Below are 21,176 nucleotides of genomic sequence, written 5' to 3'. Positions count from 1 at the left end.
CATAGATTTTCATATTTTACGAGCGTCAAAGGTGTCACTTTTGGGCTAACTTTTTTTTGACGGTCCGATCGTTCATCGTCTTTCTTGCGCTTTGGAAACCCGCTGCTAGTGTGCAGAAAACAAACCTCGTTCCACGCCGCGATTGCGCCGAGAAAGACATGACCCGATACCTCAAGGAACTGCTGCTGGTGCTGTACTTGTTCAGGGGGCATGACTATTACCTTGAGCGTCTGGCGGCGCTGGGTTTTGGTTTTGCGACGGTGCTGTTTGGCGCAATGTTCGTTGCGCTGGTGATTGCGTTGTGGATGACTGCGTACATTCGCCAGGCATTGCTGCGGCATCTGTTTGCCTTGGCGATGTTTGTCTCGGCGGTGTTCTTTGAGGTGTATACCCGGGTCACCGACAGCTACCTGACCTATAGCCAGTTCGTGTCGCTGGTCTATTCGGGAGGGTTCATCGAGGAGGCGGCCTATCAATATCGCGACGTAATCATCAGCGCGGCGGCGGGCGGTTTGTTGCTGCTGTTGGGAATCGGCCTGAAGCCTCGGCGTAGCTTGCCATTGCCCGGTTATGTACCGATCGCCGCACCCTTGCTTGGGGTGCTGTTGCTCAGTGGGGTGCTGTTCGCAAGGGCGGGCGAGGGGGCACGCGGTCTGCCGGTCATGTACACGCCGCTCGCCTATCTGAATCTGTTCGGCTACGAAGCCTTGTACGACACCGTCGGACCCCGCGAACCGGTCAGTCTGGCTCGGCAATCGTCGTCGATCGACCACGATATCGTGCTAATAATCGATGAAAGCGTCGGCGGCAATTACCTCGATATCAACACGCCGTCTGGTGTGCTCAGCGGGCTCAAGACGCCGCCGCCCGGCGTGGATATTTTCAATTATGGCTATGCGGCGTCCGTCGCCAATTGCAGCGCCGACACTAACGTTACCCTGCGTTATGGCGGCACCCGCGCCGACTACATGCGCATCAACAATACGCAGCCGTCGATCTGGCAATACGCTCGCCATGCGGGGTTGCGCACGGTCTATATCGATGCCCAGCGCACCGGTGGAAACTTGCAGAACCTGATGACGAAACTGGAAAAACAGGACATCGATGAGTTCGTCCAATTCGATGCGGCGCGGGTGCGCGACCGTGACATGGCGGCAGCGGCGAAACTGGTGGAGCTGCTGGGCAACGACCGGGCCGAACTGGTTATCGTGAACAAGGTCGGAGCGCATTTCCCGGTTCACGACAAATACCCAGATGACTTCATGAGCTATCGCCCGGCCTTGCCGCGAGGGCAATTTCAGGACGTGTCCGACACCGGCAGCCGGGAGGGTTTCAACGGCCAGCAGGATGACTGGTTGCTGTATCGCAATGCCTACCAGAACACTTTGCTGTGGAATGTCGGTGAGTTTTTCCGCCGGGTCCTCCAGGCCGACTTGAGCCATGCCGTGTTGATCTATACCTCCGACCATGGCCAGGATCTGCACGAACGTGGCAACCCCGGGCTCAACACTCATTGCGGTGGTGACCCGGTGGACGAGGAAGGGCTGGTGCCGTTGGTGGTGATCCAGGGCAGCCAATTGCACACGCTGGATTGGCCCGGTGCCTGGGCGCAGAACAAGGATCGCTCCAGCCACTACAACGTCTTCCCGACGTTGCTGCAATTGATGGGCTACGATGCTGCGGGGATTGTCGCCCGCTATGGAAAATCCCTCAGCCAACCGACTGAAGACGAGTTCACCTTCAACTACCGCTTCAATGCGCGGTTGGGAGCCAAGCCTGCGTGGAAGCACATCGACCTGAGCAACATCGTTACACCGGGGCCAACGAAGGCTGAGGTGGCGGCGGGACGGTGATCGGCGGTTCCTGAGGCACGGCAGTCGCAACAGGTTTGCAGCTACATGTTTATGGAACTCTCGCCGTCGCTCAACCTCCGCTATCCTGACGCCTCTGTCGGTTTGCCGAGTATCTTCATGCTTGAGGTCCGTAACGTCTTCAAAAGCTACGCCACGCCCCAAGGCTCCCTGCCGGTGCTGCAAGGCGTCGACCTGACGCTGGCGCCCGGCAGCAGCCTGGCGCTGATGGGCGAATCAGGTAGCGGCAAAAGCACCTTGCTGCATTTGGTCGCCGGGCTGGACAAAGTGGATCGGGGCAGCATTCGCAGCGGCGAATATCGCCTCGATGGCATGAGCGAACACCAATTGGCGAATTGGCGACGCACGGAAATCGGCCTGGTGTTCCAGCAGTTCAACCTGATCAGCAGTTTGTCGGTGGAGGACAACCTTGCATTCCAGGCGCGTCTGTGCGGCCGTTTCAACGCCGAGTGGCAAACGCATCTGGTGCAACGGCTCGGCCTTGCAGACCTGTTGCGGCGCTATCCCGAGCAGCTTTCCGGTGGGCAGCAGCAGCGGGTGGCCTTGGGCCGGGCGCTGGCTTCCCGACCGCCGTTGCTGCTGGCCGACGAACCCACCGGCAGCCTCGACGAAGCCACCAGCGACGAGGTGCTGCAACTGTTGCTGGAACTGCTGGACGGCACGCCCACCAGTCTATTGATGGTCACGCACAGCCAGCGGGTGGCGGCGCGCCTGGCGCATCGCGTGGTGTTGCAAGGCGGACGCCTGGCGCAGGTGGCCCAGGGGTGATGATCTTTCGCCAAACCCTCAAGGCCTTGCTCAGCCATTGGCGCCGGCACCCGGTGCAATTTTTCAGTGTGTTGACCGGGCTTTGGCTCGCCACCAGTCTGCTCACCGGCGTGCAGGCGCTGAACAGTCAGGCCCGCGACAGCTACGCCCGGGCCAGCCAGCTCATCGGCGGCGAACCCCAGGCCAGCCTCACCGCACCCGGCGGCGGTACGTTTACCCAGCAATGGTTTATCGACCTGCGGCGCCACGGCTGGCCGGTGTCGCCGGTGTTGCAGGCCCGAGTGACGCTCCAGGGCCATGAGGACCAGCGCTTGCAACTGATGGGCATCGACCCGGTGTCGCTGCCTCCCGGTACGGCAGTGGCGGGGCAGGCGCGCGAGATGAGCGAAGTGGTGGCGTTTTTCACCGACCCCGGTCGTACCTGGATCGCTGCGCAAACGTTGCAGGCGTTGGGATTGAGCGAGGGCTCACGCCCGCGGACGGTTGAGGGGCAACTGCTGCCGCCGCTGCATGTGCAGGCGGACATGGCCCCGGGAATGCTGCTGATGGACATCGGTTACGCCCAACAAACCTTGGGACTGGCGGACCAATTATCCCGGTTGCTGCTGCCCGCCACGTTCAACGCGGTCTTGCCTGAGGCGCTCAACGGACGGTTGCAATTCAAGCGCGCCGATGAAGAAAACAACCTGTCGCGCCTGACCGAAAGCTTTCACCTCAATCTCGACGCCCTCGGTTTCCTGTCGTTCGTGGTGGGGCTGTTCATCGTTCATGCCGCCATCGGCCTGGCCCTGGAGCAGCGCCGCGGTCTGCTGCGAACCCTGCGCGCCTGTGGCGTCAGTGCCCGCATGCTGGTCACTGGCCTGGCCTTCGAACTGGGCATGCTGGCCTTGCTCGGTGGGATCGCCGGGGTGCTCAGTGGTTATTGGCTGGCGAGCCTGCTGTTGCCCGATGTCGCGGCCAGCCTGCGTGGTTTGTACGGCGCCGAAGTGGCCGGGCAATTGAGTCTCAGCCCAGGGTGGTGGCTCAGTGGCGTAGGCCTGGGCCTGCTCGGCGCGTTGCTGGCCGGCGCCGACAGTTTGTTGCGTGCGGCGCGCTTGCCCTTGTTGGCCCTGGCCAACCCGCAGGCCTGGCACCAGGCCCATGCACGTTGGCTGCGGCGCCAGGGTTGGGTGGCAATGTTGGCGGCGCTGATTGCGCTTTCGGCGCTGACGTGGGGTAACAGCCTCGGCAGCGGTTTTGTCCTGATGACGGCTTTGTTGCTCGGCGCGGCGCTGGCGCTACCGGTGTTGCTCAATGGTGCGCTGAACGTTTTATTGCGCCGCAGCCGTTCGGTGCTGGGCCAATGGTTTCTTGCCGACTGCCGCCAACAGTTGCCGACATTGAGCCTGGCGTTGATGGCGCTGCTGCTGGCGCTGGCCGCCAACATCGGCGCGGGCAGCATGACCTCGGGGTTCCGGCAGACCTTCAGCGACTGGCTCGAACAACGCTTGAGCGCCGAGCTTTACATCAACCCGCAAACCCCGGCCCAGGCGGGCGAGCTGCACGCCTGGCTCAAGCAACAGTCCGTCGTTGGCGCGGTGCTGCCCAACTGGCAGGTCTCGATTCCTTTGCAGGGCTGGCCCACCGATGTGTATGGGGTGGTTGATCATCCGACCTATCGCCAGCACTGGCCGTTGCTCGAATCGGCTGGCGATCAACCTTGGTCGCAACTGGCCGGCGGCGACACGCTGATGCTCAGTGAACAGCTGGCCCGGCGCCTGAATGTACGGGTCGGCGATGCCGTAACTTTGCCGACCCCGGAAGGGCCTTGGTCGCCGCGCGTCGTTGGGATCTACGCCGACTACGGCAACCCCAAGGGGCATGTGCTGGTCAACGCCCAACACCTGTTGGCGCATTGGCCTGAACTGTCACCGAATCGTTTCAACCTGCGCATCGAGCCCTCGGCGATCCCCTCGTTACTGGCGGCATTGCAGGCCCGATTCCATCTGGACGACAATCACATTGTCGAACAGGCGCGGCTCAAGGGCTGGTCGACCCAGGTATTCGAACGCACCTTTGCCGCCACCGCCGCGCTGAACAGCCTGACCCTGGCGGTGGCCGGGGTGGCGCTGTTCATCAGCCTGCTGACCCAGAGCCAGAGCCGTCTCAGCCAGTTGGCGCCCCTTTGGGCGTTGGGCATAACGCGGCGGCAACTGATGCTGCTCAACCTCGGCCAGACCTGGTTGCTGGCATTGCTGACCTTGGTATTGGCCTTGCCGTTGGGCATCGCCCTGGCCTGGTGCCTGGACGCGGTCATCAACGTCCAGGCGTTTGGCTGGCGACTGCCTTTACGGATATTCCCGTTGCAACTGGCGCAACTGCTGGGCCTTGCCATGCTCGCCACGCTGCTGGCGTCGGCTTGGCCGTTGTATGCGCTTTACCGCACGCAACCGGCGGATTTGTTGAGGACCTTCGCTCATGAAAATTAGAGTCGGCCTGCTGCTGTTGGCGCTGCTCAGTGGCTGCGATGACTCCCAAACCACACAAAAAGGCTTCGCCGGGCTGGGGGATACGGCCATCGCCTACGCGCCGGTGGTGCCGGGGCGGGTCTTCAGTTTTCCGGCTGATCACGGCGTTCATGAGGGGTTTCGCATCGAGTGGTGGTACGTGACCGCCAACCTCAAGGACGCCCAGGGCCGGGATTTTGGCGTGCAATGGACGCTGTTTCGCAGCGCCCTGGACGCCGCGCCCGCCGCCAGCGGCTGGCGCAACCAGACGATCTGGCTCGGTCATGCCGCAGTCACGTCCGCCACCGCGCATCACGCCGCCGAGCGCTACGCCCGGGGCGGGGTGGGGCAGGCCGGCGTGCAGGCGACGCCTTTCGATGCCTGGATCGACGACTGGCAGTTCAGCACGAAAGCCGCAGGGGCCGATCCGCTGGCGGACATGCAACTGGAGGCCGCTGACGCGCGCTTTCGCTACGACCTGCGGCTGACCTCAAGCCGCCCGCTGGTGTTACAGGGCGACCAGGGTTTCAGCCAGAAATCCGAGCAGGGCCAGGCTTCGTATTACTACAGCCAGCCGTTTTTCCAGGCCAGCGGCGAACTCGAAATCGACGGCCAGCGCTACACGGTCAGCGGCCCGGCCTGGCTTGACCGTGAGTGGAGCAGCCAGCCGTTGACGGCGAACCAGACCGGCTGGGACTGGTTTTCCCTGCACCTGGGCACCGGCGAACACGTCATGCTCTACCGCATGCGGCACAAGGACGGTGCGCCATACCTCACGGGTACGTGGATTGACGCCCAGGGCCAGGCGACAACCCTCAACGCTGGTGAAATCAGCCTCACGCCACAAGACACCGTCGAGGTCGCCGGCCGTTCAATGCCGGTGCGCTGGTCCATCAGCATTCCCGGAAAACAGCTCGACATCACCACCCGAGCCCTCAACCCCAACGCCTGGATGGACCTGCGCATTCCCTATTGGGAAGGGCCGGTGCAACTGAGCGGCAGCCATGGCGGCAACGGCTATCTGGAAATGACCGGCTATTGACAATCGCCGGAACTCCCCGCGTAGCTCGCCCCTCATACCTTATGAATGCCTCGCGGGAGCCCGTCATGAGCGATGATCTCAAACCTCCGTCACTGGCCGACTGGCAGCGGCGGTTCGACGACAAGACTAACTTTCAACAGTCGCCGGATGCTCATATCGCCGAGCTGGTGCGCCTGGCCGATGATCTGTTAGGCCAAGGGGCGATTGATCTGAAATGTTGGCAAGACCTCAAGGCCAAGGCCGAGGAACTCCACCAACGCTCGCCGGATGCCAACGTCGCGCAGGAAGTGGCAGACCCTGATGCCTGATTCCAAGGCTGACAACCCAAGGAGTTCACGATGAAGTCCAGCCCCGATCAACCGCAACACAACCCCGACGCCCCGGCCTTGCCCGGCGAAGTGGAACGTGACAACGACGCGCTGCGGCCCAACGACCCGGCCAAGCGCAAACAGCAGCAAGGCGACGCCGAAGCGCAGGAAACCGATGCGCAGAAAACGGCGCGGCGCGATTAAGTTTTTACAGTGAGCGGGTAAGTTGGCTCGCCACGTATTGTGAATAATTATTTAAGCGGCGCTCGGGGAAATACCGTGGAAGCTCCACTATCATTGTCCCCGTTCGCCCAGTGCCTGGCTCTTTACCAGCGCATGGAATGCCGAGGCCGTCGCACTGGGCGAACACCTGCATGGCTTAGCCCGCGACCGGGGAGCGCCAGTCATCGGAGCCTGAGGTGCCACTGACTTCGTGGGTCCAGGTGATCTTGCGGTAGGTGAAGTGGACGTCCTCCAAATGGGTGAAGTGGCTGTTGCCCGGATCCTGGCAATTGAGCATGTAGTCTTTCATGTCGACGATGATCGCGTCCTCCAGGGTGGTGGTGTAGTAGTGCTCCTGGGTGCCCGCCGCCGAGGTGCGGTACCACTGGATTTCAACCTTGGTCAGCCGCTCACCGCTGGTCAGGGCTGCGAGCAGCAGCGGCGAGGCTTTGTCGTAGACCTTGGTGATGACCAAAGGCTTGTGTATGCGCTGGCCGGTTGGCTGGCCGGACTGAGGGTCGCGGGGGATGGTGACCTGGTGCTGGAAGCCCTGCACCATGACTTGGTCTTCATGGCCTTCCTGGTAGGTATTACCCACCGAGTCGGCGGTAAATGCGCCGGCTGTGATCAGGCCTTGTTTGGTACCTTCGATGGACATGTAAGCGGGGGTAGCCAATGGATGCTCTCCTTCCTGGATAACTGAAGCCCGGGGCGCGAATCGCCTCGAGGCGGCTGAGCGTTATCAAGAGCTATGCCATTTATAAAAATATTAGAAAAATCAAAAGCCTACATAGATTTATGATTCAGGCATCAGGCCAGAAGCAGTAAATATGCGTAACGGACTGCGCCGTGCAGGACGATCCATTGCCCAAGCAGCACCGGGGGCCTTATTGCCTGGGCAAAACGGCAAAGTCCGAGGAGTTTTGATGACCCGGTGCGCAGTTTCTTACGCCTTCGTCCTTCGGCCGTTTCCTACGCTTTCAAGGCAAGCAGGCATTCGCCGATGGAGCGCTGTTGCGTCTCGGCATACAACCCCAACTCGTCGATAGTCGCTTGTCCCAGCGCGGCTTCGAACGCGTGTCGATTGGATTGTCCGGCGTAGTGGCTCTGGGCTGTGTCACCCAGGTTCGACTGGAAGATGCCGGCGGCGCTGACCGGCAGGAAATCTTCGTAGACCAAGGGTTCGGCGCGCAGGTATTGCTGCTCCAGCAGGTGTTCCAGGGAGGCCGACTGTTCGATAGTGCCTTTGGCGGCGAGCCCCAGCGGCGTCACGAAATAGCGGAAGTAGGCCAGTGCCTGCCGGCGCAGGTCATCGTGGTTGTCGGGGAACTGGATGAAATGCTCAGCCATCAGCGTGTTGTAGCGTTCGGCATTGGCTTCGTTGGGAAACGCCCCGAGGGCATCGCGCGCGGCGTTCAGCAACTGGTCGTAGAGCGCGCGGCCCTTGGGGGTAAGGGCGGCGCCACGTTGTTCGATCTCGCCAAACCGTGCGCTATGGCTGCCTTGGGACGCGGGCTGGTCGGTGAACGCGACGGGCTCCTCGAGCGCCTTGAAACTGGTCTGGCGCAGCAGGATCGGGCACTGGCGACGGGGCGGTCCTTCGATCACGGCTTTGGGCGTGATGCCATGCACCGGCATCTGGTCCTGGACAATGTCGATGTCCAGGGTGCGCGGCGTCAGATGATTGATATGGGGCCCCTTGAACGCCACCACGTCGGCGATCAGGCGGTGCTGGGCGCTGAGCTGTCGATACTGTTCGGCGGTGACGGTGGCGCTGTGGTGCCAGCGAAAGGTTTCCAAGGCCTGTAGGACGAAGTCCTCAGCCTGGGGTTCGGTCAGGCCACCCTGGCGTTCGGCGAGGTCGATGAGCTCCAGGGCGCTTGGGGTGAAGATTTGCCGTTTAGCCAGCACCGACTCGGCAAAGGCTCGAAGTTCGGTGTTCTCGATCAGCTCCAGGCGCAACAGCGAAGTAAACACTCGGAAGGGGCTGATCTGCAGCGATGTTTCATGCACGGCGCGAAACGCCGTGGAATGCACCGGCACCCCGGCCGGCGTGAGGTCGTAGTAGCCCACCGGCTGCATGCCCATGACCGCGAACAAGCGGCCCAGGGTCGCCAGTTCGGCGGCGGTGCCGACGCGGATGGCGCCGTGGCGCTCCAGGTCCAGGCGCTGCAGTTCGCCGGTATTGCGTAGATGTTCGGCCAGCAGCGGGTCGTCCGCCAGCACCCGGGCGTTGGTGTGCTCCACCAGGTTCATCAATGCGCCGTAGAGCGGCACCTCGTCGCGGTACATGTCGGACATCGCCCTGGAGAAGCGTTGGCGGATCAAGTCGGGGCTGACGAAGCTCATCGTAAGAATTCCTGGCGAAGGCTGTGGGAAAGTTGGACGAAAGATCGCAGCCTTCGCCAGCGCCGACAAACGAAGAATCTTCAGGACTTCATTCTGCCAGGGACTGATCCACCAGCTCGATCCAATGTCGCACGGGCGTGCGACCTGCGCTGTCGAGGTGACTCTGGCAACCGACGTTGGCGGTGACGATCAGCTCCGGGCGGCCGCTTTCCAGCGCGTTCAGGCGGTTGTCGCGCAGCTGTCGGGCCAGGGTCGGTTGGGTCAGCGAATAGGTGCCGGCCGAACCGCAACACAAATGCCCGTCGGGCACCTCGGTCAGGTTGAACCCCAGCCGTGCGAGCAGGGCTTCAACGGTGCCGCCGAGTTTCTGCGCGTGCTGCAAGGTGCAGGGACAATGCACGGCGATGCGCTGGCTCCTGGCGGCGCAGATTTCTTCCAGCGGTTCGTTGCCGAGCACTTGCACCAGGTCCAATGCCCGCTCGCTGACCTGTCGGGCTTTGGCTGCATAGGCGTGGTCGTGTTCCAGCAAATGCCCGTAGTCCTTGATGAACGCCCCACAGCCGCTGGCGGTCTGGACGATCGCTTCGGCACCGTTTTGCAGGTGCGGCCACCAGGCGTCGATGTTGCGGCGGGCGCGGTCCAGTCCGGTTGATTGGGCGTCAAGGTGATAGTCCAGCGCGCCGCAACAGCCGGCTTCTACGCTGGGAATGACGCTGATGCCGAGGCGGTCCAGCACCCGTGCGGCGGCCGCGTTGGTGTTGGGTGACAGGCCCGGCTGCACGCAGCCTTCGAGCATCAGCACCGCGCGAGCGTGTCGCACCGCCGGGCGTTCGCCATGCGGTGCCGCGCCCCGGGGCAACTTGGCAACCAGGTTTGCCGGCAACACCGGACGGAACACTGCGCCCAGGCGCAGCAGCGTCTTGAACCGCTCGGGGCTGCCGGCCAACCCCCGCAGGCCGAGGCGCAGTGCGCGTTGGCTGGGCGGACGAGGCACGGCCGCGTCGACCACGGCGCGGCCGATGTCCAGCAAGTTGTGGTAATCGACGCCGGACGGGCAGGTGGTTTCGCAGTTACGGCACGACAGGCAACGATCCAGGTGCAGTTGGGTGCTCGCGGTGGCAGGCTGGCCTTCGAGCACCTGCTTGATCAGGTAGATGCGTCCGCGCGGACCGTCGAGTTCATCCCCCAGCAACTGATAGGTCGGGCAGGTGGCGTTGCAGAAACCGCAATGCACGCAACTGCGCAGGATCCGCTCGGCTTCTTCGGCACGGGGCAGGCGCTTGCTTTCGTCACTGAACCGAGTCTGCATCTAGAACTCCGCGTACATCCGGCCAGGATTGAACAAACCCTGGGGATCGAGTTGTGCCTTGAGCTGACGGTGATAGCGCAGCAGCGCCGGGGCCAGCGGCTGGAACGGCGTGTTAGTGGCACCTGGACAATAACAGGTGGCATGCCCGCCCAACTCTCGCGCCAGTGTCTGTACCGTGTCGGCATCGGTTTTCAGCCAGCGCTGCGCACCCGCCCAATCGATCAGCTGCGCGCCGGGCAGGGCGAGGGGACCGATATGGTTGGGCAACGACAGGCGCCACAGCGGCAAACCTTCATCGAAGAACGGTAGGCGATGTTCGTTCAGCGCTGTCCAGTATTGATCATCAATGACTTCACCGCCCAGGCGCTGATGCGCCGCGCTGACCGAACCTTCGCCGCCCTCCAGGCGCAAATTCAGACAACCATCCTCATGGCTGGCCGCGCTGAGGGGCAAAGGTTGTCGGCCCCACTCGGCGAGCTTTTCCAGGGCTTCGGCGCTGTCCATCTCCAGGCGAATGCTCAGGTGGTGGCGAGGTTTTGGCAGTACTTTCAGCGAGACTTCGGTGATCACGCCCAGGCAACCGAAACTGCCAGCCAGCAGGCGCGACAGGTCGTAGCCGGCGACGTTTTTCATCACCTCACCGCCAAAACGCAACAACGTGCCATGGCCGCTGATCAGGCGTGTGCCCAGCACATAGTCGCGCACCGAACCGGCCCACGGGCGGCGCGGTCCCGACAGCCCGGCGGCGACCATGCCACCCACCGTGGCTTCTTCGCCGAATCCCGGTGGTTCGCACGGCAGCCGTTGCCCGGCTGCGTCCAAGGCGGCGAGCAGTTCCCGCAACGGGGTTCCGGCCCGGGCGGTGACGACCAGTTCGGTGGGGTCATAGACAACAATGCCGCGATGCACTCGGGTATCGAGCACTTCGCCAGCCACGTCCTGTCCCAGGAAAGCCTTGCTGTTCGAGCCCTGGATGCGCAGCGGCGTGGCATTGGAACGGGCGCGGTTGACCTGCTCCAAGAGCAGGTCGCTGGCGTCACGGTCGACTTCGCCGATCATCAGAAACGCTCCAGTTCAGGAAACGGCAACTGCCCGCCGTGGATGTGCATGGCGCCGAATTCAGCGCAGCGGTGCAGGGTGGGGATGTTCTTGCCAGGGTTGAGCAGGCCGAGGGGATCAAACGCCACTTTCACGGCATGGAACAGGTTCAGTTCGTCGCTGTTGAACTGCGCGCACATCTGGTTGATTTTTTCCCGGCCGACGCCGTGCTCACCGGTGATGCTGCCGCCAACCTGGACGCACAGTTCGAGAATTTTTCCGCCCAAGGCTTCGGCGCGCTCCAGTTCGCCCGGCTGGTTGGCGTCGAAAAGAATCAACGGGTGCATATTGCCGTCGCCGGCATGGAAGACGTTGGCGACCCGCAAACCATACTCGACGCCAAGGCTGGCGATGCGCTGTAGCACTTCGGGCAGGGCGCGTCGGGGAATCGTACCGTCCATGCAGTAATAGTCCGGTGCCAGGCGGCCCACCGCCGGAAACGCATTCTTGCGTCCGGCCCAGAACCGCAGGCGCTCGGCTTCGTCCCGAGCCTGGCGCACCTCGGTCGCCCCGGCCTGTTGCAGGACGTGGCGCACCCGTTCGCAATCGTCCTGGACATCGGCCTCGACCCCGTCCAGTTCGCACAGCAGGATCGCGTCGGCATCCACCGGGTAACCGGCGTGGATGAAATCCTCGGCGGCGCGGATCGCCAGGTTGTCCATCATCTCCAGGCCGCCGGGAATAATGCCGGTGCCGATGATATCCGCCACCGCCCGCCCGGCCTTGTCCACCGAATCGAAACTGGCCATCAACACCTTGGCGACCTGGGGCCGGGGCAGCAACTTGACAGTCACCTCGGTGATGATTCCTAACAATCCTTCGGAACCGGTGAACAACGCCAGCAGGTCCAGGCCCGGCGAGTCCAGGGCTTCGCTGCCCAAGGTCAGGTGTTCGCCTTCGATGGTGAGGATTTCCAGCTTCAACAGGTTGTGCACCGTCAGGCCGTACTTCAGGCAATGCACGCCGCCGGCGTTTTCCGCGACATTGCCACCGATGGAACAGGCGATCTGCGACGAGGGATCCGGCGCGTAGTACAGGCCGAACGGTGCCGCCGCCTGGGAAATCGCCAGGTTGCGTACACCTGGTTGAAGTCGCGCGGTGCGGGCATCGGGGTCGATATGCAGGATCTGATTGAAGCGCGCCATCACCAGTAGCACGCCGCTCTCCAGGGGCAGGGCGCCACCGGACAAACCAGTCCCGGCCCCTCGGGCGACCACCGGGACGTTTTGCCCGTGGCACACCTTGAGCAGGGCCTGTACTTGCTCGACTCGCCGTGGCAACACCACCAGCATCGGCGTGGCGCGATAGGCCGACAATCCGTCGCATTCGTAGGGCCTGAGGTCTTCGTCGCGATGGAGGATTTCCAGGTCCGGGACCTGTGACTGCAAGGTGTGCAGCAGGGCCTGTTTGTCCACTTTGGGCAATGGGCCGTCGAGGTGTTCGTCGTAGAGGATGTTCATTTGGATCGATTCCTCAGATCTTGCAGGGTGCTCATTGCCCCAATCCCTTCAAGAAATCCCGGTACAACGCCGCGGTTTTGCCTGGTCGTTCAACCATCGGCATGTGGCCGACCCCGTCCCAGATCTCCACGCGAAGGTCGGCAATGCCCTTGCTCCAGACCGGTACGCTGCTGACGTCGATCAGTCGGTCCTTGCGTCCCCAGAGCAGCAACGATGGCGCGCGGATGCCAGCCAGGTGTGGCTCCATCGGCGGGCTGGCGCGAAGGTCGACGAAGATTTCCGCCAATTCCTCCCGGCGCTGTTCGTAACGCTGGGCGATCGCTGCCAACACCACGCTGGGCAACCAGGGGGGCGAGGCCATGGTCATGGCGTAGAACGGCGCGAAATCATCCCGCGAATAGACCAGGAACGGGTTGTGCCCGGCAGCCAGGTGACGCTCCATGTCGCTGGGCTCGGGAGCGGTGACGCCGGACGGATCGATCAACGCCAGGGTCAGCACCCGTTCCGGCGAAGTCGCCGCCAGCCATGCCGCGAGATAGCCCCCCATGGAATTGCCGATCACGTGGACCTTGTCCAGGCCACAAGCGTCGAGCAGTTCGATCACCCGTCGGGCCTGGGTCGGGATGTCGTAGCCGCCGCCGGCCTTGAAGCCGGTTTCGCCATGGCCGGCCAGGTCGGGAATCACCACCCGGTATTGGCTGACAAAATGCCGGGCAAAGCGTAGCCAGAGATTCTTGTCGGCGCTGTAGCCGTGCAGCATCAAGATGCTGCCGGACGCTTCATAGGGACCACCCTGCCAGGTCGATACCGTCATTTCACTGATGGGCACGGTGATCTTGTGCAATCGATAGAGGCGTGCTTCCAGGGCCATGCCCAAGTCATACAGCACGTGGCCGATGCCTGGATACGTCAGCCAGCTCCAGGCGATAAACACGGCGAGGACCACCCACAACACCAGCATCTCTTGCCCTCCATGGGTCACGTTAGCGTTTGACCAGCCAGCCTCAGCGACCGATCAGCCTATATAAGTGAAGCTCAAACCTGGGATATAGCGACGACAGGGACGCGTCTGCTTTGATACCCGCTGTGTCGGCCAATGAATTCCCTTTCTCATGTATAGCCAAAATCCGCGGCGAGCCACGTTCGCCGGTAAGAATAAATACCCCTTCTTCAGTGATGGCTATTTGACGGCACCCTGATAGACTCCAGTCATCCCATCCCGGCGCTCCGGGAGTCCTGCGGTGCAGAGGCCTCTATGCAAAAAACGGGAAGAAAGGGACTCTCGCTGGCCAGGAGGCTTTACACGTCGCGCATCCTCGGCCTGGCGCTCGGGTTGTTGGTAGTGAGCGCCGCCGTTTATCCCCTCGATCCGGCGCCTTGGGTTTGGGGCTTCATGCTGTTCAATGGCTTGCTCTGGCCACACGTGTCCTATCAATGGGCCCGCCGTGCGGCGGTGCCGTACCACGCCGAACACCGCAATCTGTTGATCGACGCCTTCCTTGGCGGCTTCTGGGTCGCCGCAATGCAATTCAATCCGCTGCCCACGGCTGTCACGCTGGCGATGATGGCGATGAACAATGTCGCCATCGGTGGCCTGCGTTTCCTGCTGGTCGGCGCCGCAGCCCAAGTGAGCGGCATCGCGCTGGGTGTCTTGATATTCCCGTTAGCCAGCGTGCCCATGACCAGCCCGGCGCAGCTCTACGCCTGTCTGCCGCTGCTGTGCCTTTATCCGCTGGCGCTGGGCTGGATCTGCTTTCGCCAGGCCCACACCCTGGGCCGGCAAAAGCGTGAGCTATTGGCCCTGAGCCGTACCGACAGCCTGACCGGCTTGCTCAACCATGGCGCCTGGAAGGACCGACTCAACGAAGAGTTCCAGCGGCACCTGCGTCATCCAACGGACGCAACCCACGGCGCGATTGCGCTGATCGACATCGATCATTTCAAGGCCATCAACGACACCTACGGCCACGGCGCTGGCGACGTGGTGCTGCGCCAGCTCGGCAAGTTGCTCAGGCAAAACCTGCGGGCCACAGACGTGATCGGGCGTTACGGTGGCGACGAATTTTGCGTGATCCTGCCGGACCTGACCCTGCACAACGCCGTTCAGGCCATGGACGGTTTGCGCGAACGTTTTGCAACGCTTGGCTACGACCAGGATCCGACGTTGAAAGTCAGCCTGAGTATTGGCCTGGCGGCATTCAACCCGGCGTATGGCGACGCGACCGCGTGGCTCAACGACGCTGACCAGATGCTTTATGAGGCCAAGACAGGTGGGCGCAACCGGGTTGTCTGTCAGCGACATCGGCTGATGTTGGAGGCGTCGGCGGTCTAGAGCCTTTGGATATTCTCGGGTAGGGTGCCAAATGACTTCCCCGATGAAACAAGGATGAACTCATGACCGTTACCGCTCTTCGCTCCCGTCTGGCCATCAGTCTCGGCCTGAGCCTGGCCCTTGGCGCCTTCGCCCCCGCTGCCTTCGCGCAGCCCCATCAGCAAGTGCTGGCCGATGCCGAGCAGTACAAGGGCGAGGCCCTGAAACTGTTGGAACGGCTGGTCAATATTGACTCCGGTTCCGGCTATGTGCCGGGTTTGACCCAAGTCGGCGACATTGCGATCGATGAGTTGCAGAAGCTCGGCGCGATCATCGAAAAAGTACCCAATTCGGATGGTACCCAGCATGTCCTGGCGACCTTCAAGGGTACCGGCAAGGCCAGGATCCTCCTGATGGCCCACATGGACACGGTGTTCAAGGAGGGCTCGGCCGCCGAACGCCCGTTCCATATCAAGGATGGCCGGGCCTACGGGCCGGGGGTGATGGACGACAAGGGCGGCATCGTCGCCGGGATTTATGCGTTGAAGGTGCTGAAGAACCTCGACTTCAAGAACTACGCGCAGATTACCTTTCTGCTCGACGCCAGCGAAGAGACCGGCTCGGACGTCGCCACCGACCTGATCAAAAAAACCGCCAAGGCCCATGATGTGACCCTCAACCTTGAACCGGGTCGTCCGGCTGACGGCCTCGTGGTGTGGCGCAAGGGCAGCGCGACGGCGCTGGTGGAGGTCAAGGGCAAGGCGGCGCACGCCGGTGTCGCGCCGGAACTGGGGCGCAATGCGGCGATGGAAGCGGCACACCAGATTCTGCAACTGGGCAAGCTGGGCGACGCGGAAAAGAAGACCACCATCAACTTCACCGTGCTCAAGGCTGGCGACCGGACCAACGTGATTCCTGACCAGGCCACCGCCAAGGCCGACGTACGCGCAGCGGTGCCGGAAGAATTCGACCGTATCGAAAAAGACCTGGCACGGGTTTCCAAGGACAAGCTGATCGCCGACACCGAAGTGACCACCAGCCTGCAACGCGGCTTGCCACCGATGCCGCAGACGGCCGAGTCGGACCGGTTGATGGCGATGGCGCAGGGTATTTATGGCGAACTGGGGCGCAAACTTACCGAGGAAGGCAGTGGCGGGGCGGCGGACGCCAGCCTTTCCGCCGGTGTGGGCACGCCGACGCTGGATGGCTTTGGCATCGTTGGCGGCAACATCCACACACCGGAGGAGTACGCCGAAGTCGAGAGCGTGGTGCCGCGGATCTATTTGTTGTCGCGGATGATCATGGAGTTGGCGGGGCGGTAGCAGATAGCTGTTCTGAAAGGGTAATGCGGTCTGTTGTGGCGAGGGGATTTATCCCCGCTGGGCTGCGCAGCAGCCCCAAAACCAGGCGTGGCGGTGCAACAGACGAACCGTGCCAGCCGGGTTTACGACTGCTTCGCAGCCGAGCGGGGATAAATCCCCTCGCCACAATAGGGATGCGCTATGGCGGCTAGCGTGCTTCGACGTTATCCAGCGCTCGATTCGCCAGCATTGCGCTCAGTTCGATCAGTTGCAGAATGCCCAGGGCGATGTGGCGCCTTGAACCATCCAGGTCGAACGCCAGGTCGCTGGCCATGGCGTTGGCCGAGGCGAGGGTTTCGCTGAGGTTGGCAAGCAGGGATTCGGTTTCGACGCCGTTGATGACGGTGAAGAGTGCGCTTGGATTGGCGCCCGGTGGGTTTGGGGTCGCTTTGAACATAGATGAACTCCTTGGTAATTGGAGCTGCAACCCTTTGCTACCAAACATTGGGTGGCGGCTATACGCAGGTTGGTAGACCGGGTACCAAGGCAAACCCAGCGCGCCATAAGGCGCCCCGCGCACAGCCGCCATAAAAAACATGCGGAGCTGTGCGCCTTAGTTTTACCCGGGCTACCAAACCCGATCGCTGATTCTTCAGCGACCGAGCAACAGTAAAGCCCGACCCCAAGGCGCACAAGCCGGCGGATTCTGGCGTAGTTGTAGGCAATGGCGCAAGACGCGGTGGTTCGGTCTTACGCGGTGGTTGGTGCGATAAACATCCAGGCTTTTGTGGCGAGGGAGCAAGCTCCCTCGCCACGAGGTAAGCGTTTATGCCGACGGGCGTGCTTCGACGTTATCCAGCGCTCGATTCGCCAGCATTGCGCTCAGTTCGATCAGTTGCAGAATGCCCAGGGCAACGTGCCGGCGCGAGCCGTCGAGGTCGAAGGCCAGGTCATTGATCATCGCGTTGGCCGAGGCGAGGGTTTCGCTGAGGTTGGCGAGCAGGGACTCGGTGTCGACGCCGTGGATGATGGTGAAGAGTTGGCTTGGGTCAGCTTCCGGTATGCCGGATTTGGGCTTGAGGTAATAGTCGAGAGCGCGGTCGGCGGCTTTGTCGAATTCTTTTTTGTCGGCGGCGGACGGGTCGGCGTCCGGTGGGTTTGGGGTTACTTTGAACATAATGAAACTCCGATGCGTTGGCTGGAGCCATTACCCTCTCGCTACCAAACGAAGGGTGGTGGCCATACGAAGGTTGGTAGACCGGGCATCGGAGCCGGCGTCTCCGGAGAGACCCTGCGCAGGGCCACCATAAAACGAAGTGCATGATTGCACTTGCAAGAGGTGACGCTATGCACCGACGACCCGGGCTACCAAACCCGATCGCTGATTCTTCAGCGACCGAGCAACAGTAAAGCCCGGCCCCAAGGCGCACAAGCCGGCGGATTCTGGCGTAGTTGTAGGCAATGGCGCAAGACACGGTAGCCCGATCCCACACCGAGGGTAATGCAATAAACATGAGGCTCTTGTAGGGAGGGATTTGTGTTGTGCCGCTGGGCCACACACTCAGTAAACCCAAACCTCTACCCGCCGATTGCGAACCCGTCCTTCGTCTTCATTGTTGGCCGCCACCGGCATCAACGCGCCGAACCCGCGGACCTCGCGCAACGCCACGCCATATTTGACCAGTTCCCGGCGCACTGCCATGGCGCGCAGTTTCGACAGCAGGTCCGCTCGCGCCGGATCGTCCTTGGCGTCGCCAAAACCGACCAGGGTCACGCGCCGGTCGGCTTTGCCGTGCTGCTTTATATAGTCGAGCACGCGCCCCAGGTCTTGATGGGCCTTGTTGTCCAGGCTGGCGCTGCCTTCTTCGAAGCGAAAATTCACGGTCAGGCGTTGGGCATGGCGGCTCAAGGCCTGGTAGCCCTCTGGCATCAGCGCATTCGGGGTGACGGACATGGCGTGGACAGTCTGGGCAATGAAGCCGTTGGCCGCGACGATGGCCTGGCCTTGTTCACTTTGGGTGAAATCGACCAGGGCCTCGGCCCATGGATTGGCTTGCAGCGGCGGCAGATAAAAGAACAAACGCCGGGACAAGGGATAGTCCTCGGTGGCGATCAGGTTGTTCAGCGGCAACATGGGCTGGGAGTCGCCGTCGACAATCGCCAGAGGCTTGGCTTGGCGCACGTAGGGCAAACCGATGAAGCCGATGCCTTGCGGGTCTTGGCTGACAGCGTCCGACAACTGCTCACTGGATTCGAAGCGCTGGGCCGTAGGATCCAGCCTCTTGCCCTGTCGGCTAAGCACCAGCTCCTTGAAGGTGTCATAGGTGCCGGACTGCTCGTCCCGCGCATACAGATGTATCGGCCCGCCAACGCCGCCTACGGCTTCCCAGGTTTTCGCCTCGCCGCTGAAAATGCGCGCCAGTTGAAAGGTGTCGAGCTGACGCAGCGGATTCTGTGGATGGAGAATAATCGCCAGCCCATCGATGGCGATAACCTGCTCGGCCGTCGGACTTTTCAGATCGCCGAGGGCCGACAGGTCCTTCAGCTCGCTGTCCTTGATCGGCCTGGAGGAGGCCGCAAGGTCGGCGCTGGCCTGCTTGAGCGCAGCAAACCCGGTGCTTGAGCCGTGGGCCGCGATGTCGATTTCCACGCGCCGGCCATCCGCGGTTTGCCCGACAATTCGCTGCTCGTTGTCACGGCCGGTTATTTCGGTACTGACATTGAGCAGCCCTTGGGTTTCCATCAGCCCCTTGACCAGGGCTGGCCCCAAGGCCGCGCCGATAGTATTGGAGCCCTGGAGGCGCAGGGCAGGGCCGTGTTCGGGAATGGGCAACTGACCGGCCCATACCAGCAACGGCAGCCAGAGTCCCATGAAAAACACAACGTGCAGCCGCATGCCGGCACCTTCTGAGGCGAGGGAAGTGCCGGAAGATTAAGTCAGTCAGGTTACTGAAACATGACAGGGTTGCGACGCGCCCGGCTCAGCTCAACTGCAACCAGATCGGCGCATGGTCCGAGGGTTTTTCCATGCCCCGCAGTTCGTAGTCCACGCCAGCATCCTGAACCCTTGGCAGCAGGCCCTGGGATGCCAGGATCACGTCGATACGCAGGCCGCGCTTGGGCTCGTCCTCGAAGCCGCGGCTGCGATAGTCGAACCAGCTGAAGCGGTCGGTGACGTCCGGGTTCAGGTGGCGAAAACTGTCCACCAGGCCCCAGTTCTTCAGGCGGGCCATCCATTCGCGCTCTTCAGGCAGGAAGCTGCATTTGCCGGTCTTCAGCCAGCGCTTCATGTTGTCCGGGCCGATGCCGATGTCACAGTCTTCCGGGGAAATGTTCACGTCGCCCATTACCACCAGCGGCTGGTCGTTGCTGAAGCGCGTTTCCAGCAGTTGCTGCAGATCGTTGTAGAAACGCTCCTTGGCCGGGAATTTGGTGGGGTGGTCGCGGCTTTCACCTTGTGGGAAATAACCGTTCATGATGGTCACCGGCACACCGTTGGCATCGGCGAACGTGCCCCAGATGAACCGCCGCTGGGCGTCTTCGTCGTCGCCTTCGAAGCCTTTGTGCAAAGTCAGCGGCGCCTGGCGCGAGAGCAGGGCAACACCGTAATGGCCCTTTTGCCCGTGGTAGTGCACGTGATAACCGAGGGCCTGCACGTCGGCCAGGGGAAACTGTTCATCGTGGACTTTGGTTTCCTGCAACCCGATCACGTCCGGCTGGTGTTTGTCGATCAGTGCCGCCAGCTGATGTGGGCGGGCGCGCAGGCCGTTGATGTTGAAGGAGACGATCTTCATGGTCGGCTGTCCTGGCAAAACTGCGATGCTAGCTGACATGTGGGAGCGGAGCCAGCGTGGCGGTAGGACAAATGCGCTGCTAATGTCCTTGGCTTGTAGGAACGATCGCAACCCTATCGGGTTCGTACCCAATAAGAGCTGGGCCTCACCGAGCCCCGCCCCGGAGATCCAACGCCATGCCTGACACCGCCACCGCTGATGTTCACATGCTCGACAGCGGCTATTCCCGCGAAGCGCGTTCCTTGCTGTACCAGGCCTATCGCCATGAGCCAACCTTCAGCTACCTGTTCGAGTCCGAACGCCCCGGTTACGAACAGCGGGTAAGGGCGACCGTGCGTGAGCTGGTCAAGCAGCATTTCCTCCAGGATCTGCCGGCGATCGGCCTGTTGGTGAACGACCGCCTGGTCGGCATCGCATTGATTGCCCCACCGCAGCGGCGCCTGGGCATTACCGAAAGTTGGGCCTGGCGCCTGCGCATGGTCTTGAGCACGGGGTTTCGCTGCACTCGGCGTTACCTGGAATATCACGCGGCCGTGCTGGCCTGCCTACCGTCGGACTCGGTTCATGTCTTGCCGCTGCTGGGGGTTCATCCGCAGTTCCAAGGCAAACACTACGGCGAACAGTTGCTCGAGGCGGTTCATAACTGGTGCGCGGTGGACGAGCATTCCCAAGGCGTGGTGCTGGACACCGGCAACCCCCGTTACCTGGAATTTTATAAACGCCAGGGTTATGAAGAAATCGGCGAAGTGGCGGTAGGACCGATCCGAGAGCATGTGTTCTTTCATGCAAACCCGCAGGTTCTGCAGAGCGCGACGGCTTAATCGGACGAACTTTTGGGAATCGTCCGGCTCTATCAG

18 protein-coding genes and 1 pseudogene are annotated in these 21,176 nt (G+C 62.2%); 9 read left to right on the top strand and 10 right to left on the bottom strand.

The features are described 5' to 3' along the window. Window positions 1-158: 158 nt before the first annotated feature. The 6 genes from HU762_RS14180 to HU762_RS14155 all read left to right on the top strand — a co-directional run bounded on the left by HU762_RS14180 (window position 159) and on the right by HU762_RS14155 (window position 6,679). Window positions 159-1,853 carry a sulfatase-like hydrolase/transferase gene (locus tag HU762_RS14180; RefSeq protein ID WP_186637883.1) on the top strand — a complete coding sequence of 565 codons (1,695 nt, stop codon included), beginning with the start codon at window positions 159-161 and terminating at the stop codon, window positions 1,851-1,853. 117 nt (window positions 1,854-1,970) lie between these two features. Continuing rightward, the gene (locus HU762_RS14175; protein ID WP_186637881.1) at window positions 1,971-2,639 is read left to right on the top strand and encodes an ABC transporter ATP-binding protein; all 669 of its coding nucleotides are present in this window, start codon (window positions 1,971-1,973) and stop codon (window positions 2,637-2,639) included. Beyond that, a complete protein-coding gene (locus HU762_RS14170) occupies window positions 2,639-5,107 on the top strand; it encodes an FtsX-like permease family protein (RefSeq protein ID WP_186637879.1) in 2,469 nt (822 codons plus the stop codon). Before HU762_RS14175 ends, HU762_RS14170 begins: the two co-directional genes overlap by 1 nt. Beyond that, window positions 5,097-6,167: a lipocalin-like domain-containing protein gene (locus tag HU762_RS14165; RefSeq protein ID WP_186637877.1), complete on the top strand. Its 1,071-nt coding sequence runs from the start codon at window positions 5,097-5,099 to the stop codon at window positions 6,165-6,167. The genes HU762_RS14170 and HU762_RS14165 overlap by 11 nt, the downstream gene beginning before the upstream one ends. Before the next feature lie 65 nt (window positions 6,168-6,232). Further along, window positions 6,233-6,475: a hypothetical protein gene (locus tag HU762_RS14160; RefSeq protein WP_186637875.1), complete on the top strand. Its 243-nt coding sequence runs from the start codon at window positions 6,233-6,235 to the stop codon at window positions 6,473-6,475. A 30-nt stretch (window positions 6,476-6,505) separates the two neighbouring features. Beyond that, window positions 6,506-6,679: a hypothetical protein gene (locus tag HU762_RS14155; protein ID WP_186637873.1), complete on the top strand. Its 174-nt coding sequence runs from the start codon at window positions 6,506-6,508 to the stop codon at window positions 6,677-6,679. 175 nt (window positions 6,680-6,854) lie between these two features. Here the strand turns inward: HU762_RS14155 and HU762_RS14150 are convergent, their stop codons facing one another. The 6 genes from HU762_RS14150 to HU762_RS14125 form a co-directional block, all read right to left on the bottom strand. Next, entirely contained in the window at window positions 6,855-7,373 is a 519-nt protein-coding gene (locus HU762_RS14150; protein ID WP_186609502.1) for an Hcp family type VI secretion system effector, read from the bottom strand. A gap of 296 nt (window positions 7,374-7,669) precedes the next feature. Next, window positions 7,670-9,046, bottom strand: coding sequence for a VOC family protein (locus tag HU762_RS14145; protein ID WP_186637872.1), 1,377 nt, complete (start codon window positions 9,044-9,046; stop codon window positions 7,670-7,672). Between the two features lie 88 nt (window positions 9,047-9,134). Then, on the bottom strand, window positions 9,135-10,355 hold the full coding sequence (gene glcF, locus HU762_RS14140; RefSeq protein ID WP_186637870.1) for a glycolate oxidase subunit GlcF: 1,221 nt from the start codon (window positions 10,353-10,355) through the stop codon (window positions 9,135-9,137). Beyond that, window positions 10,356-11,414, bottom strand: a complete 1,059-nt coding sequence (gene glcE, locus HU762_RS14135) for a glycolate oxidase subunit GlcE (protein WP_186637868.1) — start codon at window positions 11,412-11,414, stop codon at window positions 10,356-10,358. It lies immediately after the preceding gene. Then, a complete protein-coding gene (glcD, locus tag HU762_RS14130; RefSeq protein WP_186637865.1) occupies window positions 11,414-12,913 on the bottom strand; it encodes a glycolate oxidase subunit GlcD in 1,500 nt (499 codons plus the stop codon). Before glcD ends, glcE begins: the two co-directional genes overlap by 1 nt. 31 nt (window positions 12,914-12,944) lie before the next feature. Next, window positions 12,945-13,874, bottom strand: coding sequence for an alpha/beta fold hydrolase (locus HU762_RS14125; protein ID WP_186637863.1), 930 nt, complete (start codon window positions 13,872-13,874; stop codon window positions 12,945-12,947). Window positions 13,875-14,168: 294 nt separating this feature from the next. Here HU762_RS14125 and HU762_RS14120 point away from each other — a divergent pair, with 294 nt between their 5' ends. Further along, window positions 14,169-15,245 (top strand): diguanylate cyclase, encoded by a 1,077-nt coding sequence (locus tag HU762_RS14120; protein ID WP_186637861.1) that lies wholly within the window; start codon window positions 14,169-14,171, stop codon window positions 15,243-15,245. A gap of 62 nt (window positions 15,246-15,307) precedes the next feature. Next, window positions 15,308-16,546: a M20/M25/M40 family metallo-hydrolase gene (locus HU762_RS14115; RefSeq protein WP_186637854.1), complete on the top strand. Its 1,239-nt coding sequence runs from the start codon at window positions 15,308-15,310 to the stop codon at window positions 16,544-16,546. A 187-nt stretch (window positions 16,547-16,733) separates the two neighbouring features. On the opposite strand, the pseudogene HU762_RS14110 reads toward HU762_RS14115, so the two are convergent. The 4 genes and pseudogenes from HU762_RS14110 to xthA form a co-directional block, all read right to left on the bottom strand. Then, window positions 16,734-16,952 (bottom strand): annotated as a pseudogene (locus HU762_RS14110) (DUF6124 family protein); the annotation flags it as partial. A 399-nt stretch (window positions 16,953-17,351) separates the two neighbouring features. Beyond that, window positions 17,352-17,702: a DUF6124 family protein gene (locus tag HU762_RS14105; protein ID WP_186637852.1), complete on the bottom strand. Its 351-nt coding sequence runs from the start codon at window positions 17,700-17,702 to the stop codon at window positions 17,352-17,354. Window positions 17,703-18,086: 384 nt separating this feature from the next. Then, complete coding sequence (locus HU762_RS14100) at window positions 18,087-19,421, bottom strand: phosphate ABC transporter substrate-binding/OmpA family protein (protein ID WP_186637851.1); 1,335 nt, start codon at window positions 19,419-19,421, stop codon at window positions 18,087-18,089. 85 nt (window positions 19,422-19,506) lie between these two features. After that, window positions 19,507-20,319 carry an exodeoxyribonuclease III gene (xthA, locus tag HU762_RS14095; protein WP_186637849.1) on the bottom strand — a complete coding sequence of 271 codons (813 nt, stop codon included), beginning with the start codon at window positions 20,317-20,319 and terminating at the stop codon, window positions 19,507-19,509. A 176-nt stretch (window positions 20,320-20,495) separates the two neighbouring features. On the opposite strand from xthA, the gene HU762_RS14090 reads away from it, so the two are divergent. Next, window positions 20,496-21,140, top strand: coding sequence for a GNAT family N-acetyltransferase (locus HU762_RS14090; RefSeq protein ID WP_186637847.1), 645 nt, complete (start codon window positions 20,496-20,498; stop codon window positions 21,138-21,140). The last annotated feature ends 36 nt before the right edge of the window (window positions 21,141-21,176 follow it).

The sequence above is a fragment of the Pseudomonas sp. SWRI92 genome (genome assembly GCF_014268685.1).
Lineage (GTDB): Bacteria > Pseudomonadota > Gammaproteobacteria > Pseudomonadales > Pseudomonadaceae > Aquipseudomonas > Aquipseudomonas marvdashtae.
Note: the sequence above shows the minus strand (reverse complement) of the source record. Positions and strands in the feature narration are given on the sequence as shown.